Raw genomic sequence first — 16558 nt, forward strand, 5'->3', positions numbered from 1 at the left:
CCCTACTTGCCGACCTGAACACGTATTCCTTCGGAGTGAGACGTAAACTCCGGCGCGTACATACACTGGATGGTGGTGATACCATTGCTGAAATCGCCGGAATGAGAAACTACCAGCGGATATTCAAATACGTACGTTCCTTTGCTCAGGCGGTGGAAGAAAAAATTCGTAGCCGCATCGCGTGTGCTCTCGTAATAGTATAAACCATCCTGCCAGCGTGTTCCGCTGAAAACATTGGTAGGTTCAAAACCTGAAGCGCGCATATCTTTCATGTGCACATATTCCATGTCTCTGTCTACCCGCAACTCAATCCGCACCTTGATTTTATCCCCGATCTTCAATATAGTTTTTTCGGTAACAGGTGTAATCACCGGACCGGAAGCCGTATTTCTCTCCACAAATAACTTTTTATTCAGTTTGAGCGGTGTTTCGTGAGGGGTGATTTTATCCAGCTGCTCGAAATATTGCCAGTATACTGCGCCCCAACTCACCCCTTCATCTTTTTTGGTGATTTTAATGGTGCCCATATCCCGCTTGATATCTCCTCCTGTCCAGGAATGCTTGAAATAATTGCTGCCTTCCTCTACTTTCAGGTCGGGTATGGATTGCTTATCCACTTTCATATTTCCGAGCATTATTTCTACACCTGATTCTGTGCTCAGCCAGTCGGTGCCTCTTAATAGAAGCGCATAAACCGCCTCGGTGGTGGCCTTGGTTGTTTGCCAGTTCTGCGTTTGTTTGCTTTTCAGCAGCCATACTTTGAGATCATCTACTGCCTTCTGGTCTTTAGCCACTTCGTCAAAGGCTTCTATGAGTAAGGCCTGGCATTCAATCGGGGCCTCATACCAATAGAATCCGGAATAATTCTCCTTCCAGTACATTCCCATCTCCTCGCTGACAATAGCGTTATCTTTCAGTGATTTCATGATATCCTTTGGCACCATGCTCTTCTCGTCGAACCGGTACAGGCCGAGGGCGATCATTCCCTGCATATAACGACCCTTGTTCAGCCAGTATTTCGCCGCCTGGCCTTTGTAGTAATCAAAAGCCGCTTTGTTACCTGAGGATACTTCAACGTCCATGAAATAAGACCGGGCATACAGATACTGAATTGCGAAATAATTCAGATGATCCTCGTGCATGTGTGCCTTGTCGTGCTTCAGTATCCAGCGGTAATCCTCTGCAATCCGGTTATCAAGGTAGCGAACACCGTCTTTAATCATATTCCAGGTCTTGTAATCACTACGCATACTTTTAACTCCAAGATGATCCAGGTGACCAAAGCCGGTGATAATGTGCTGCGTGATGTAGCGGTCGTCGGGAAATCCTTCAAACCAGGGCCAGCCGCCGTTGCTCATCTGCATTTTCTTCAGTTTTGTAAAGGCCTTATTCAATTCGGCCGACATGCGGTTCAGATCGAAAAGCAGGCCCACTCTTTTTTTCCTTTCACTTTCGTCTTTAGCATCCAGCACCCAGGGAGTTTCTTCGAGAATAGCCGACTTCAGTTCCTGATTCTTCTGAAGATTCGAAAGAAATGCGTCCGGAGATTTTGACTTCCACGCATCGAATACTGCTTTTACTTTTGGATGAGAATTCGCAATATGCGAAGCAATGCTGTTTGAATAGAATCGGGAAAAGGTTTGCTCCGCACACTCGTAAGGATATTCCATCAGGTATGGCAGGGATTGTACAGCATACCATGCCGGGTTGGATGTAAACTCCAGAGTAAAGCGGTGATCTCTGAGAGTGGTACTTCCTCCGTTACGGTTCATGAATTTCTCAAAGGTGAAGGTTTTACTTTGCTTGCTTCTTACAGGGAGTGGCATAGATTCGGTAACCAGCATCCGGTTGGTGAGTACAGGCACTGCCATTTCCTCTCCGTCAGTAAACTTTCCGGCTTTTGCTACCACTTTGTATGTGATCGCTCCATATCCTTCGGGGATCTCGAGATCCCAGGAAACAGATGTACTCTTTCCCTTCCCGGCGGTAAATGGCCGCTCGCCAATGGTAGAGAAATTCCCGTGGATGGCCATCATTACTTTCGGAGTAATTTCCTTCATACTGAGGGCATCGTACAGGATGAGATCTGCCGTACCACTCATATCCCCGGCAGAAAGATTCGTGATCTTCGCTGTAAAAGTGATCCGGTCGTTCTCCCTGAAGAAACGAGGTGCGTTGGGTACTACCATTAACTCTTTCTGAGTGACCAGTTCCTTTGTAATTTGTCCGAACTTAAGGTCCTTCGTATGGGCAAAACTCATCACTTTCCACTTTGTCAGTGACTCGGGAACAGTAAATTTCACAACCAGGCTTCCGTTTTCATCCGTTTGCAGATCAGGGTAGAAAAAGGCTGTTTCGGCAAAATTGGAACGCGCTTTCACTTCGGTATTCTCGCCTCCTGATGTTTCCGGTGTGTCATTTGCAAATGTTGCGGTTACACTTCCCAGCGTCACTTTGCTTCTTTCTTCCTCCATCTCCTTCTTCTCACTGGGCGCCGGTGCACCCCCCGTGGATTTATCGGCCTTGTAAAATCCATTCTTTCGCGGAGCGCTGTCTTTGGTGTTAATGCTAACCTCATCCATTTGACGCAGGTCATTGTCGCCCTCGTATGAATCATAGTAGTAATAATCATAATATCCGTAAACGGAATAACCGAACCAGTTGAGTTTGTCATAATACCGCACCGGATAATACGGATGATAGTTCCATTCCTGGCTGTACTGATTCCAGTCGTTGGACCCATAGCTGCCGGATACGTTCCACATTTTGGTTCCGCTCATGGATGCATAGACTGAAAAATACCAGTAATTCGGCCGGAAGGCATCCAGGGAAGCGTCGTACATAGCCGTTACCATCTCCGCCATAGCCTTTTCACCCTTCGGTCCTTTAATACGGATCTTCCACTCTTCTTTTTCCCCTGGTAACAATTTGTTCCTGAAAGTTTCATACTCAATGGACAATTCCTTGTTCGTCCACGGCACATTTATATTAAAACTGCGGGAGTAGATCCTGTTGTTATACATCGTATAAAAATGTACCGCAATATTCCCACGGTACTTTTCCAGAATGGGAATTTCCAGCCTGCGCTGTCCTTTCGGAAGTTTCATCCACTCGTTCCGGATTATTTTCCCATCCTGCTCCACCTCTGCACGAAGCAGAATCGTTGCTTCGGCTGTTCCCAGCAGGATTACTGCCTTCTCTCCCGGCTCCACTGTCTCCTCCGTAAGATGAGCCCAAAAGACTGCGTTCGTCGGGATCTGGTTCACCCCGGGATTCACTACAGTGATCACCCTTTCCTCCTTGACCACTTCTCCGAATTTATCCGTTGAACTGAGTTCAAAAAGATAAGTGCCCGGACTCTGCAGAACATAATTCAGGAAATTCTGAACTTTTGCTGTTACGAAACCGGTGTCTTTCCCGTCTTTCTTTCCCATAAACGACTGGAATCCGGCCTGGGTGATGTACTGCACCTGCCTTGATCTCAATTCATTCTCACTCCCATAAGCGTCTAAGGGAAAATCCCGTTCAAACTCACCCGAAGTGATTAGCTGTTGGTCCGGTACGGGCCAGTAGCGGTCGCGGTATGTTCGCCCCGGAGTTACAATACGACTGACTTTTACAATTCCTGAGGCTGCAACAGGATCCCCGCTCCGGTTGGTGGTGAGCACATTCAAATGACTCACCGACTTCCCGGTAACCAGTAAATCGGGAATATGCAGCGAAAGCATCAGGCTCGAATAGGACGCATCCACCCAGGTGCTGGTGCTTTGGGTCTCTCCGTTTATATCCGTTATGTCTGCATACACTTTATAAGAATAAGTGGGAGAATATTTTCGCAGAACCGAAGGATCCGGAATAAGTTCAAAGGGGATTACGAACCCACCCGTGTCATTGGAGGTAGTAAAACCACTGGTAATCTCCATTTCAGGAGAGCTGGGAGCGTATCCACGCCAGTAACACCACGAAGGGAACCGGGCCGATCTTACAACACGGTATTTCACATTAGCACCATCTATCCTGGCTCCTGAATACGCTTTTGCCAGTCCCTCGATCGTTACTTTATCGTTCAGACGGTACTCTCCCTTCAGTTTGTTGATGCTCACTTCGAACTTTGGCCGCTTATATTCCTCCACGGATACACTTTTAGCGCTGTATCCGTCCTTGATCTGCATCGTGCCGTTAAGAACGCCCATAGGAGCCGTAAAAGAACCGGAATATGAACCGTACTCATTCGTGGTTAACTGCAGCGTGGCCGCTATCTGATAATTCACATCATAGAGTGAAACACTCACGGTTCGGTTGGGAAGAATGCGGTTGGTATCACCATCCGATTCCAACATAATACCTTTAAAATAGATGATCTGTCCCGGCCGGTAAATTCCGCGGTCGGTGAAAATAAAAGACCGCGTATAGAAATGCTTCTTTTCGGGATAATGCTTATACTGATAATAGGTGTGTTCCGTCTGGATCATATCCGTTCCGTTTCGGAACTCCATATAAAAACTTCTTCCATTCTCTGTTTTCGGGGGAACCAGGAAATAACCGTTTGAATCGGTTGTGTATTTTTCTCCTTTGATCCATTCGTAATTCCGGGTAACATTATTATATCGCTCATACATCAGCTGTCCTGAAGCTCCCTTCATCACTTCCCCGCTCATGCGCTGCTGCACCGTAAACTCAACCGAATAATCTTCCCGTGTGCGCGACACGTAGGCTATATTCGACACCCAGCAGGTACCGTACGATATCGCTTCGCCTTTGTAACTGAAATTTTTGGATGAAGATGCGAGCAGCAGATAATATCCTTCCTTAAGTGCCGGAATCCGGATCTCTGCAGTATGGATCTGGAAATCACTATCGTTCGGCACCGTTTGCTCCCATGCATTCAACACCGGAAGTTTTACCAGCTGATCCATCAGTTCTTCGCTGTAGTACTTATCGCGGAGACGATCGAATTTCTGCGGATCAATCTGTACCACCCGCAAGTAAATTTTGTTCATATTGCGGTGAGTGAACAGCGCACGGAAAGGTGCCAGCGGTGTGTTGACTTTTTCAGTCCGAAGATCCATTTCTTTGCGCAAAATAGTTTGCTCAAGGGCAGTGCAAAGACCAGCCCCGTGGGAGTTCGGATGCCTTTTTGCCGCCGAACGGGCTATATCCAGCGCCTTCCTGCGATCCCAGCGATACTGGTCGCCCTCCAGGGGTTTGTATTTAGCACTTCTGTTGCCAAACCAAATAGCAATTTGATATGCAACTTCCGAAGAAGACGGATCATTGTATACCCGCTTCTCGAGCTCGTACAATGCCTCCAGATACAGCGAATCACGAAACTCTGAGGTGTGATGATCGCGGACAAATTGCAGGCGTTTTAAATCCACATCCACCCGCTGTTCGGGTGTGCTGTCGGCTGCATGAAAGTTCAGCAATTGCTGGAAAAGTATCATGGCGTCATACTTCCTCGACAACGAATCGGTGTTTTCCAGCCTGAAACGGGGAAATTCATCCGACGGACGAAAATAATCTTCAGAACTCAACTCAAAAGTCTGTGCCGGCTTAGTGATATCTGCTTCCTTGTTAATGTAAAAGTCGAGTGCCCGGTGTGCGAGAAAATCGTAGAGGGTAGGACGCATCTTTCGTCCTCCGGAATCGTAATTATAAAGAACCGGTTCAAAATATCCCACCGGTGTGCGCTTAAGTGAATCTGTGTTTTCAAGCGATGCCCGGTGGTGTTTGAAAACCTGATCAACCAGATGACTGAGATCCCAGGTGGCTACATCCTCTGGCTTAAAATTAACCGTAACACTTCGCTCAATAAATTTCCACCGGTTCGACTGATAATAGTTCCAATATGTTTCAGCAATGATCGAATGCAGCATATTTTTCAGCGGAAACTTCGATCCGTTTAACTCTTTCTGCAGATCATTGAGTGCCCTTTCCTGGTCAAACTCCTCCACATACCGTTCAAACTTCATGCGATGCATGATGGATTTTATAACCTGTGGATCGTTTTTATCCTTTTTGGCCTGACTGTAAATCATTTCCACACGTTCAAGCGCTTTCCGGTAAAGTCCCTTGGTGGTGAGAGAATCTACCCGTTTCCACTCCTTTTCGTAACTGCTTCCTTTCGGAAACTTGAGTGGTTCATCCCCCGGGTGGCGCGGACCCACGAGTCCGATGGAGGCAAATACAGTGGAAACAAACAGGGCGTAGAGATAGAAGATCTTAGGAAAGCGCATAGGATCAATACATTAGGTAAGTGAGTGTGTGTTTACCCTTTAGATGCAAAGAACGGGGTTATTCCATAAAAAAAGGGTGCCGGAGCACCCCCATTTGTACATTTATTAAAAGGTCTTACTGAAGAATCCATCTTTTCCCGCTGGTTAACCCGTTTTCGCCTCGCACCATTACATAATACTGACCCTTAGGAAGGGTGCTAAGGTCAAGCGAAACACTAGATCCCTGTTTCATTTCTTTCCAAACCGACCTTCCCAGTACGTCGATCAGTTCGATCTCATGATTTCCCAGGTCAGAAAAATTCATCGTCAGTGAGCCGTTAGACGGGTTCGGACCCATGCTCCATTCACCCGCAGCGAATTCCAACAATCCGGTCGGAGGAGTGGCACAGCAGTTCCCGCCCTGGCTCAGGTAATAAGGGCCTCCCCAGCATCCATATTGCGTAAGGTGATAACGCATCAGCCCGTTAAACTTGGTTTGGAAAAAATGTACGATCTGGTCCGGTGTATTGCATCCGCCCTGATTCACATTGGTAGTGCAGCTGTAATTGCAAATGATCGAAGCAGAACCGAAGGGGTTGTTATAAGTAGCCGGGGGATAAATGGTGATGGTATCAATGGGATTCGCCACCCCGGTGATCACGGTGTTAAAAGGCGGATTCAAACTGCAATGGTTGTTGCCGGCATCAAACCCTGCGTACCACACACCGGTTACATTTCCTGCATAGGTTCCGGTGATGTTGATGCGGGAAAACTCATAGGAGACGATACCGATCTTGAGGTTAGGAATATTCTGATCCACGTTGATGTTCAGTATGCCACCATCATAGTTAGAATAAATGGCAATGTTTCCGTTGGGATTGCAGATGGAAGTGGTTTGGGCGAAGGCAAATCCACTCAAAATTGTAAGTAGGAAAGTAGAGATTTTTCTCATGGCTTGGGCTTTAAAGTAAAGATACAAAAAGTGCCGGGGATCCGCTTCAGTCTCTCTTTTTCCGGAAGAAGTCTTTCAACAGCTGCGTGCATTCTTCCGCTTCCACTCCTTTGATGACCTTTGTTTTGGGATGGAGAACCGGATGATGAAGTAGAGTATATCCCTTTTTAGGATCAGCGGCACCGTAAACAATTGCTCCCACCTGGCTCCAGGCCAGCGCACCGGCACACATCACGCAAGGTTCCAGTGTGATATAAATCGTGCATTCATTGAGGTATTTTCCTCCCAAATGATTGGCCGCAGCCGTAATGGCTTGCATTTCAGCATGCGCCGTTACATCATTTAGTCTTTCCGTGAGATTATGACACCGCGCAATGATCTGTCCATGGCACACCACCACAGCACCCACGGGCACCTCATCCGCATCGAAGGCCTTCTGAGCCTCCCGAAGGGCTTCCTTCATAAATCGCCTGTCATCCGTTTGCGAAAGTATGCCCATGATTTCCTTGGTTATCGTTTCGTTTCACTTCTTCGGAATCCTAACCAAGGAAGCTGAATCATCCGGTCTATTTCTTCCATATTATCCCGGGATGAAAGTTTGGGTCTCAAAGTTAAAATCGTTTTAGAAACGCAAAGTGAACAAATAATTTGCCGGAGAATCCGTATTTTCTTACATTAGTGTAAAGCTACGCTATTTACCAAAGACCCTCCCCTATGCCTGCAGCAGAAAAACAATGCACCATTGTTCCCAAGGAAAAGATTCCTTACCTGGAATTCCCCAATGCTGAAATACTGCAGAACCCTGAGGAAATTAAAAAACGCCGTTCAGATCTGGAACGCGCCTTATCGCTGGGCAACCTGGAATATGTGAAGGTGAAAATTACATTTCAGGATAACATCGGGTGCAAGGCTGTAGAAACCACGGTATGGGGGCTTACTGATAAAAGAGTGATCCTCAAGAGTGGAGCAGTCATTCCAATTCACCGGGTGATTGCCATCACCTGATCTATACACTCGTTATTGTGTATACGTAAGATATTACAATCTATTATTCTGATTTTCAATAATTTAAATGATATTCACTCATTTGACCGGATAAGAATCCGGATAATTAAATTAGAGGATCCTGTGCTGAGCATCTAGGTTTGTGTTATAAAACCAAGCACATGAAAAAAGCCGTTCTTACTTGCATCACCGCATACACCCTGTTGATCCTCACCTCCTGTTTCAAGGAACCAAACAAAGTCCCCGGCGGTGATCGCCCTGCGGGATGGTTTGAATCAGTAGATGAGTTTTGTGACCATGTAAAACCCCGCCCGTACATCTTTTCTGTAAACAACCAGAATGGCGGAAGCTTCACCACACCAAAAGGAACGGTGGTGACAATTCCGTCAAATGTATTTGTTACACAAACTAACGGACCGGTTACCGGCGATGTACTGGTTGAATTCCTGGATGTATTTAAGAAGAGTGACATGCTGTTACTAGACATGGGAACGGAGTGGGCTAACGGCGGCGCCTTGGAATCTACCGGAGAATTTTTCGTCCGGGCCACGCAAAATAATGTTCCGGTTATTCTCAACGGAGTTAATCCTATACAGGTTGAACTACCTGCCTTTAACAATCCCATTGATACCGGAATGACTGCCTTCGACGCGGCTCCTGACACAACTGGTCAGAACCTGGTGTGGTGGAATTCGGGACAAAATTCGCTTGTTGCAACACAAAGCAGTTACATTTTTTATCTGTATCAATTCTCGTCTCCGGCTTCCAACGGAACCATGTGCAACAGTGATCAGCCCTGCTTCCAAAATGTACCCATGGCTACCCTTACTATGGTTCCCACAAATAGTCCTGCTGAATTCGGGACGGAGGTGTTTCTGTGTTTTACCGGGGTAAACGCCATGGTTCATGTTTATGGCGCGCAAAACTTTCCATACAGTTTCGCTCCGGTTGGTTACCAGGCTACCCTCATTGCAATTGGGGCGAAGGATGGAAAACTGTATTCTTCTTTCACGCCGCTTACCATCACAAACAATATGACGGTGAATTTCACTCTAACAGAAACCACCGAAACAGCTTTCAAAGCAGCTATAGACGCGCTCAACTAATTACCTCTGCATTTTCGGAGGCGGCCCGGGGAAAAGATGGGGATCTTCCCGGGCTTTTTTTACCGTATCTTTGCAAAAATCACATTCATGAAACCCGTATTATTCTCTGCTTTTTGTTTTCTGCTAACTGCTTCATACAGCCAGGGAAGCTGGATTCAGAAAACGAACATTCCCCCTTCCGCACGGAACGAAGCGACTGCTTTTTCAATTGGAAATCTGGGATATGTAACGCTCGGGTCTACTACAGGGCTGGCAACCGATATTTGGGAATACGATCCCTCCGCCAATACTTGGACCCAGAAAGCTAATTTTCCGGGCGCCGGACGCAACAGCCCGGTTTCCTTTTCCATCTCCGGAAAAGGTTATGTGGGTACCGGCGGCACCTACAATGATTTCTGGGAGTTTGATGCTGCCGCTAATGCCTGGACCGTACGAACCAATTTTGGCGGAGCCGGCCGGGAGGGTGCAGTAGGATTTTCCGTGAACGGCAAAGGATACATCGGTACCGGAGGAAGCTATCAGAATGATTTGTGGGAATATGACCCTGCTTCCAATGCCTGGACTCAGCGTGCCAATTTACCGGCCAGTGCGCGTTATCACGCCATTGGATTCGGCATTGGTAATTATGGATACATCGGAACCGGCTTCGGCGGAACATTTTATTCTGACCTCTGGCAGTTCAATCCGGTGGCCAATACCTGGTCTCCCCGTTCGCCGTTTCCATTGGCCGGAGTGGATCGTTCAGAAGTTTTCGTAATTGGTATGGCTGCATACCTATGTGCAGGATGGAACGGCTCCAGTGCGCAGAATTATCTCTATGAATACAATTCGCTTACAGATACCTGGTCTGTACAAACTTCACTTCCCGCCAATGCCCGTTACAACGCCATTGGTACGGCCATAGGAAATAAAGGATATGTGGGCGCAGGTTACAGCAACTTAAATGATTTCTGGGAGTTCACACCATCCGTTATTGTAGGACTGGATAACGAGGAGTCACTCATCACTTCTCTGACACTTTTTCCAAATCCTGCTTCTTCGTCTCTTCATGTGGTCCTGAATCTCAGAGAGCCGGGTAGTTGTAATCTGGCGGTATCTGACCTCAGCGGAAAGCTGATTGACCGTGTTGCATCCGGTAAAACATGCGGAGCAGGCGAGCATACGTTTACTATTTCCGTAGAGTCTCTTCCGGCCGGGGTTTACTTTCTTTCAGTGCAGGCCGGGAATTCATCTGAACAAAGAAAGTTTATTGTAAGATGAAGACGTTACTGCTGCTGCTCTCCGGAGTCATTTTATTATGCCCGGAACTGCTTTCCCAAACTTCCGGTCCGGCCGGCCCTGGCTCCGCAGTCAACACGATGTGTAGTTTTTCGTACAGCAGCATGGTGGGATATACTCCTGCCACCAATGTAATGAGTTCAGACAATGTGTATGCAACCGCGTCACATTGCGATTGCTGTGATCAGAATACCCAGTGTTTGTTTGCCACTAATTTCGGATTCAGCATTCCCCTTTCTGCCACCATCAATGGCATCGTTGCGGAAGTAGAGAAGCGGTCCGGACCGAACGGACAGATGCAGGATAACCCGGTAATGATTCTGAAGAACGGAACCGAGACCGGCACCAGTCATTCCCTTCCCGGCAACTGGGGTTACACAGATCAGTATTACACCTACGGCAGTTCCACAGATCTGTGGGGTGCCACATGGTCGCCGGCTGACATCAATAACTCAGGATTTGGCCTGGGATTTGCCTCCATCAGTTACACCTGCTTCGGAAACAATCAGCCGCTGGTTTCTTATATTGATCATGTACGGATAACCATTCATTACACGGATTTAAGTACCGGTATCCATTCTTCCCAAAGCAGCGATGAGATACGTGCCGGAGCCGACCGAGATGGCTTTTTCGTTTACCTTCCGGCTGAAGGAATTATTAAGCTGGTTATTACCGACCTGTCAGGCAGGCAGCGAATGCAACAGGATATCTCAGGTAAAGGATATCATCCTGTGTTTTGTGAGGAACATGGCATGTTTCTTTTGCAGGTCATCGGCACGAACGGTGTTGCTGCCTTTCGTGTATTTCGCTGATTTCACTATCTTTACGTCCCTTTAAAAGGGTCCTGTAGTCCGCCGTGGCGGATGGGCAGAGCAGTAAAGCTCTCTAAAAAATCTCAAATATTGGTCCTGTAGCCGAGAGGTTAGGCAGAGCTCTGCAAAAGCTCCTACACCAGTTCGAATCTGGTCGGGACCTCAATATATCAATGAACGATGAAAGCGCTTTTGGGCGCTTTTATCATTTTTGTATCTTTATACTGTTCCAGGCATCCCCCTCTGTTTCTCAGATTACGAACCTGTGCATGAAATAAGCACTTTAAGTTCGCCTTTGGTTCACGCCATAAGAAGGATCTTTTCCGTTAACGTGCGGCATCATACCTTTTTGCTTATTCTTTGGGCCTCCAACGCCAACTGGAGTTTTTCCCAAACCACCGGCGTAAACCAATATGCGTGGATCACTAACGGTCCGGTGTATTGCATTGAACCCTCTCTGAATGGTGTGTATGTTGGGGGAAACTTCACCGATGTGGGTCCACCCACCGGCCACTTCGTTTTTCTTGATTCCACATCCGGTTCGGTGCTTCCCGGCCATCCGAAAATCTCCGGCAACATTTATTCCTGCATTGAAGATTCCCTGGGCGGCTGGATCATTGGTGGTGAGTTCCTCTATAAGAATGTTAGAAATCTTGCCCGGATCAGCTCAACCGGTCAGGTGGATACGAATTGGTTTCCGAATCCTGACGGACCAGTGTACTGCATCTCCAGAGGGAAAAAACGCATTTACTTCGGCGGAATCTTCGCCAACGTGGAGGGTGAATCCCGTACCAATATCGCCGCCATTGATACCAATGGCACACTTGACCTCAACTGGATACCTCAGTCTGATGGCCCAGTTTATGCACTCATCGCTGACACAGCAAATGATCTTGTTTACGCAGGAGGTGATTTTTCACAGATCGGGGGTGCGGCCCGAAGCAATATTGCACGGCTTGATACCATCACCGGATCTATACTTGGACCTGCTTTTCCATACATTGATTATTCCTTTTTGGTGAACGGTGTCATTCACTGTCTGGCGTTAAGGAATGATACCTTATTTGCCGGCGGCGATTTTACAGAAGTAAACAATTCTCCCCGTCAAAGGTTTGCCGCCTTCTCCACAGCCAATACCCTGCTCGGGATCTCGGTGTCCTGTAACGCAACGGTGTATGCACTCGCGTTGCATGATGGTAATCTGATCCTCGGAGGTGCCTTCAGTACCGTCAACAGCACCATGCGTAACCGCATCTGTATGTTAGATATTGGGTCCGGAATGCTTACCTCCTTCAATCCATACTTCGATGGCCGGATTATGACGCTTCAATGCAATGATTCACTGATTTATGCGGGTGGAATCTTCGAAACGATAAACAATATTCCCCGGAAAAATCTTGCCGCGATCGGAATGAATTCCGGTACACTTTCTCCCTGGAATCCTCATATGAGTAATGCGGTACGATGCCTGCTGGTGCAAAACGATACGATCATTTGCGGTGGAGAATTCTCCAGTGCCGGAGGACTTTCGGTACAGTACATCTTTGAATTTGATCCGGTTACCGGGCAACCTACGTCTTTCAGCCCCGGAACAAATGGTCCCGTAAATACTGCTTTTCTCAAAGATTCCATGCTGTTCCTTGGGGGACAATTCTTCGAAGCATCCGGCCAATCCAGGATGAATCTCGCCATCTACAATGTTAACACCGGCGCACTATCCACGCAAGAGTTCCCGGTTAATGGTCCTGTCAGAAAAATTACGGCATCGGGAAATGAGTTATTTCTGGGCGGAAATTTCACCATGGTAAACAACTTACCCAGAAGCAATGCAGCTTCCATTGATCTTAATCTAAATCAGGTTACAATGTGGGCACCGGATCCTAATGGAACGGTGAATGATATTATTGTATCCGGCGACCGGATCTACATCGCAGGATATTTTTTGCAAGTAAAGGGTTATCCGAAAAAAAGGATAGCCTGCGTGAGCAGAACCACATCCTATCCGTTGATGAACTGGAGTGCTGATTTCAATGACGGCGTATACGACATTGTAATCCATAATGGTCACTTATATGCCGGAGGATTTTACACGCTGATTAATGGTCAATCCAGAAACTATCTGGCTCGCCTGGATACCTCCAATGGCGCCTTGAGCACCTGGAACCCTAACCCAAACCAGATCGTTCATTGCCTGTTTTTGCATGGAGATAGCCTTTTAGTGGGAGGAAGATTCAACTCCATCCTGAACACCTGGAGACCGGGTAGTGCGGAGATCGATCTGAACTCTGATCAACTTACTGCTTTTTTCACTCCAACGGATAAATATATATATAGTATGTTGTATAAGAACGGGAATCATTACCTCGGTGGCAATTACGCTGAAATATGCAGCATGTATCATCCGCATTTTGCCGTTCACTACAACGCATTGCTCACGTCGGCTCCTCTGTCAGCCGGGAATGAAAATGATATTCTTGTTTATCCGAATCCAAGCCAGGGTGTGGTGGTGGTAACACTTTCAGGACCTGTACCCGATCATGCAACAATCAGCATTTCGGATCTTTCCGGACGCCTTATCGTGAAACAGGGTATTTCTCCCGATAAAACCTCTCCTGAATTCAGGTTAGACTTAAGTGCATTCAGCAACGGAGTCTATTTCTGCACGATTGAAGGCGATTCACTTCGGAAGGTGTGTAAATTGATCATCCGCAAAGATTAAAGACAAAGAGACGCGGCATCACCCCAAAAATAACAGTACGCACTGGCACTGCATTTATTCCTTCACGATGAATTTCATGATCTGTTTACCCTCTGTGAGGATACGGATGGTATAAATGCCTGCAGGTAGGCCGCTGAGGTCAGCGCTGAAAACTCCGGTAGCGTTTTGATATTCCTGAACACCCTGTCCGAATACATTTAAAACCTCTATATCCACACCGGCAGGAAATGAACTGAGGTCAATTGAAAACAGACCCTTGCTCGGGTTGGGGAACACGATTAGATCCTTCGGATAAATATCTGCGGCCACCTCGGTACTGAGATTACCCGTGATTAAAATATTATCAATGGCAAATGAAGGATTGGTACCATACCCAGAGCTTGTGAATCCGAAGCGCAGGCGTAAATCCGTTTGATTTAAAATTCCGGGAACCTGTGCAGAACTAATCGTCTGTGCTGCCCAGTTCGGATTACCACTATATCTTGCAACAGGCGATGTAATATTGGTCCAGCTGTTACCCCCGTCCGTGCTGTAATCCACAAACCCGTAACTTGCCAATAAGGGACCCGTTTGTCCCTGACACAGCCAATCAAACTGAATTGTTACTGCCGGCTGCCCAACAGTACTGAATCCGGAGGTCATGGTAGCATATACCGTTTCACCTGAACCACTTCCAAGGATCACATATACCGCACAATAATCTCCCGACAGATCGTCATACACATGCAGGTAATTGCCTCCTCCCTGATTGGGGGTATTGTCTACACAGGTGTAGACATTGTTCACCACCCAGGTGTTGAATGCATTGCCCATCTGTAAATTCCATCCGGCATTGCCGTTGGTGAAATTATTCTGGTAAAGAGTGGTTTGAGAAACTCCTGCCAAAGACAGGAACAAAAGGGCGGAGAAAAGAGTCTTCATGAGAACGGGCGTATGCGGTGGAACATGTAAAGTTAATGAAGTAGAGCAATATATGCAAACCGGGAGCTTGTCATCTGTCAGAATGAGTAAGATCATATCCAAAGAGTATACGTGCAATACATTTGCATTAAAATATATACCATGAAAACGCTCTTTACAGTATCCTTGTTTTTGATCGGGATGACCGGAGTTTCCCAAACTATTCCGAACGGTGGTTTTGAAAGTTGGAATACCGTCACGTTTCTGAATCCCTCAAACTACCCTCAGACCTCTAATTACGACGGATACCGGTACGGATTGCCTGTTAACACCACGCGCGTTACAGATGCTCAGCTTGGAACCTATGCCGTGAATATGGTTACGGTCTCCAACAGCACGGATACTATGTTCGGGTACTTTGTGAACGGAGATCCCGGTACACTGGAAGGTGGAATTCCAATGAATCAGATTCCTACTTCCCTGACCGGATATTACAAGTGTTCGGTTCCGGCCGGAGATACCGCTATCTTTTTGCTTGTATTTAAGCAGGCCGGCAATCCCATCGGCCAATACATCTATAAATTCACTGGCACCCAAAGCACCTATGCTCCCTTTTCTATTCCTGTTTCGCTACCGGGCAATCCGGATTCTGTTATTGTTGGGGCAGCCTCCAGCAACGCGTTTCAATGGCAGGGTATTCCTGGAAGCATGCTGCAACTCGACAATCTTTCTTTTACCGGGGTTAGCAACCAGCCCCCACTGCTCAACGGAAGTTTTGAAAACTGGGCCAATCAGAACATGCATTTCCCCTCGCAGCTTACAGTGGGAGGTGATACAGCAGTGAGAACTACGGATGCCTATGCGGGAACGTATGCCATCAAACTTACAACGATGGATTACGGAAATAATAACTACGGACAATCTGCGGTAACAAACGGGCTTTTTACTGACAACGGCGTACAAGGAGGCCGGCCATTTTCTTTAATGACGGATACCATTTGCGGGTACTATAAATACCTGGTGAACGGAATCGACAGCGCTGCGTTGTGGGTCAACATCACCTCCGGAGGAAACCCGGTGGGTGGAATATATACAGGTCTGCCGCCCGTCTCAGTGTATACCTATTTTGAATTTCCGCTGATATCCGGCTCAATGCCTGATACCCTGCTCTTCTTCGCCGGCTCTTCTTCTAATAATACCACACAGGCCAATGTAGGCAGTCGGCTTTATCTGGATGATGTGCGTCTGAAAAGCCAGCCTGTTTCAGTTACTTCCACAACGCATTGGAGAAAACAGCTCCGGCTTTCTCCGAATCCCGCAACGGATCATACCCGTATAGAATGGAACACCGGATCGTCCGAACCTGTGGTAATCACCCTTTCAGACATTCAGGGAAAGGTGATCTCTGTATTTTCATTGCCCGGGAATACCCCCCACATGCTGCTAGACCTGAATGGATTTGAAGCCGGAGCATATCTCGTAAATGTAAAAACTCAAAGCACCAGCCTGAGTAAAAAACTAATCGTGAACGGACACTAAACCGTTCGGTTTCTTTAAGGAACAGATTGTAC

At 47.1% G+C, this 16558-nt stretch carries 10 protein-coding genes and 1 tRNA gene; 7 read left to right on the plus strand and 4 right to left on the minus strand.

Annotation, left to right across the window (positions count from 1 at the left end):
- Positions 1-2 precede the first annotated feature (2 nt).
- From IT233_03755 to IT233_03765, 3 genes are all read right to left on the minus strand, one after another.
- Positions 3-6236 (minus strand): hypothetical protein, encoded by a 6234-nt coding sequence (locus tag IT233_03755; protein MCC7301738.1) that lies wholly within the window; start codon positions 6234-6236, stop codon positions 3-5.
- A gap of 115 nt (positions 6237-6351) precedes the next feature.
- Positions 6352-7167, minus strand: a complete 816-nt coding sequence (locus IT233_03760; protein ID MCC7301739.1) for a T9SS type A sorting domain-containing protein — start codon at positions 7165-7167, stop codon at positions 6352-6354.
- 46 nt (positions 7168-7213) lie between these two features.
- Positions 7214-7666 (minus strand): nucleoside deaminase, encoded by a 453-nt coding sequence (locus IT233_03765; GenBank protein MCC7301740.1) that lies wholly within the window; start codon positions 7664-7666, stop codon positions 7214-7216.
- A 215-nt stretch (positions 7667-7881) separates the two neighbouring features.
- Between IT233_03765 and IT233_03770 the strand changes: the two genes are divergently transcribed.
- The 6 genes from IT233_03770 (at position 7882) to IT233_03795 (ending at position 14087) form a co-directional block, all read left to right on the plus strand.
- Positions 7882-8172: a hypothetical protein gene (locus IT233_03770; protein MCC7301741.1), complete on the plus strand. Its 291-nt coding sequence runs from the start codon at positions 7882-7884 to the stop codon at positions 8170-8172.
- A 161-nt stretch (positions 8173-8333) separates the two neighbouring features.
- Entirely contained in the window at positions 8334-9278 is a 945-nt protein-coding gene (locus IT233_03775; GenBank protein ID MCC7301742.1) for a hypothetical protein, read from the plus strand.
- 87 nt (positions 9279-9365) lie between these two features.
- Positions 9366-10538 carry a T9SS type A sorting domain-containing protein gene (locus IT233_03780; GenBank protein ID MCC7301743.1) on the plus strand — a complete coding sequence of 391 codons (1173 nt, stop codon included), beginning with the start codon at positions 9366-9368 and terminating at the stop codon, positions 10536-10538.
- Positions 10535-11368, plus strand: a complete 834-nt coding sequence (locus tag IT233_03785; GenBank protein ID MCC7301744.1) for a hypothetical protein — start codon at positions 10535-10537, stop codon at positions 11366-11368. The genes IT233_03780 and IT233_03785 overlap by 4 nt, the downstream gene beginning before the upstream one ends.
- Positions 11369-11460: 92 nt before the next feature.
- Positions 11461-11531, plus strand: a tRNA-Cys gene (locus IT233_03790).
- A 186-nt stretch (positions 11532-11717) separates the two neighbouring features.
- Positions 11718-14087, plus strand: coding sequence for a T9SS type A sorting domain-containing protein (locus IT233_03795; GenBank protein MCC7301745.1), 2370 nt, complete (start codon positions 11718-11720; stop codon positions 14085-14087).
- A gap of 54 nt (positions 14088-14141) precedes the next feature.
- On the opposite strand, the gene IT233_03800 is transcribed toward IT233_03795, so the two are convergent.
- Entirely contained in the window at positions 14142-15008 is an 867-nt protein-coding gene (locus IT233_03800; GenBank protein ID MCC7301746.1) for a T9SS type A sorting domain-containing protein, read from the minus strand.
- A gap of 141 nt (positions 15009-15149) precedes the next feature.
- Between IT233_03800 and IT233_03805 the strand changes: the two genes are divergently transcribed.
- Positions 15150-16526: a T9SS type A sorting domain-containing protein gene (locus tag IT233_03805; protein MCC7301747.1), complete on the plus strand. Its 1377-nt coding sequence runs from the start codon at positions 15150-15152 to the stop codon at positions 16524-16526.
- Positions 16527-16558 lie beyond the last annotated feature (32 nt).

This window comes from Bacteroidia bacterium, assembly GCA_020852255.1.
In the GTDB taxonomy this organism is placed as follows: Bacteria; Bacteroidota; Bacteroidia; order JADZBD01; family JADZBD01; genus JADZBD01.

Coding starts and splice junctions, on each gene's coding strand:
- IT233_03780 (MCC7301743.1), top strand. CDS start 9,366: ATGAAACCCGTATTATTCTCTGCTTTTTGTTTTCTGCTAACTGCTTCA.
- IT233_03800 (MCC7301746.1), bottom strand. CDS start 15,008: ATGAAGACTCTTTTCTCCGCCCTTTTGTTCCTGTCTTTGGCAGGAGTT.
- IT233_03785 (MCC7301744.1), top strand. CDS start 10,535: ATGAAGACGTTACTGCTGCTGCTCTCCGGAGTCATTTTATTATGCCCG.
- IT233_03760 (MCC7301739.1), bottom strand. CDS start 7,167: ATGAGAAAAATCTCTACTTTCCTACTTACAATTTTGAGTGGATTTGCC.
- IT233_03805 (MCC7301747.1), top strand. CDS start 15,150: ATGAAAACGCTCTTTACAGTATCCTTGTTTTTGATCGGGATGACCGGA.
- IT233_03770 (MCC7301741.1), top strand. CDS start 7,882: ATGCCTGCAGCAGAAAAACAATGCACCATTGTTCCCAAGGAAAAGATT.
- IT233_03775 (MCC7301742.1), top strand. CDS start 8,334: ATGAAAAAAGCCGTTCTTACTTGCATCACCGCATACACCCTGTTGATC.
- IT233_03755 (MCC7301738.1), bottom strand. CDS start 6,236: ATGCGCTTTCCTAAGATCTTCTATCTCTACGCCCTGTTTGTTTCCACT.
- IT233_03765 (MCC7301740.1), bottom strand. CDS start 7,666: ATGGGCATACTTTCGCAAACGGATGACAGGCGATTTATGAAGGAAGCC.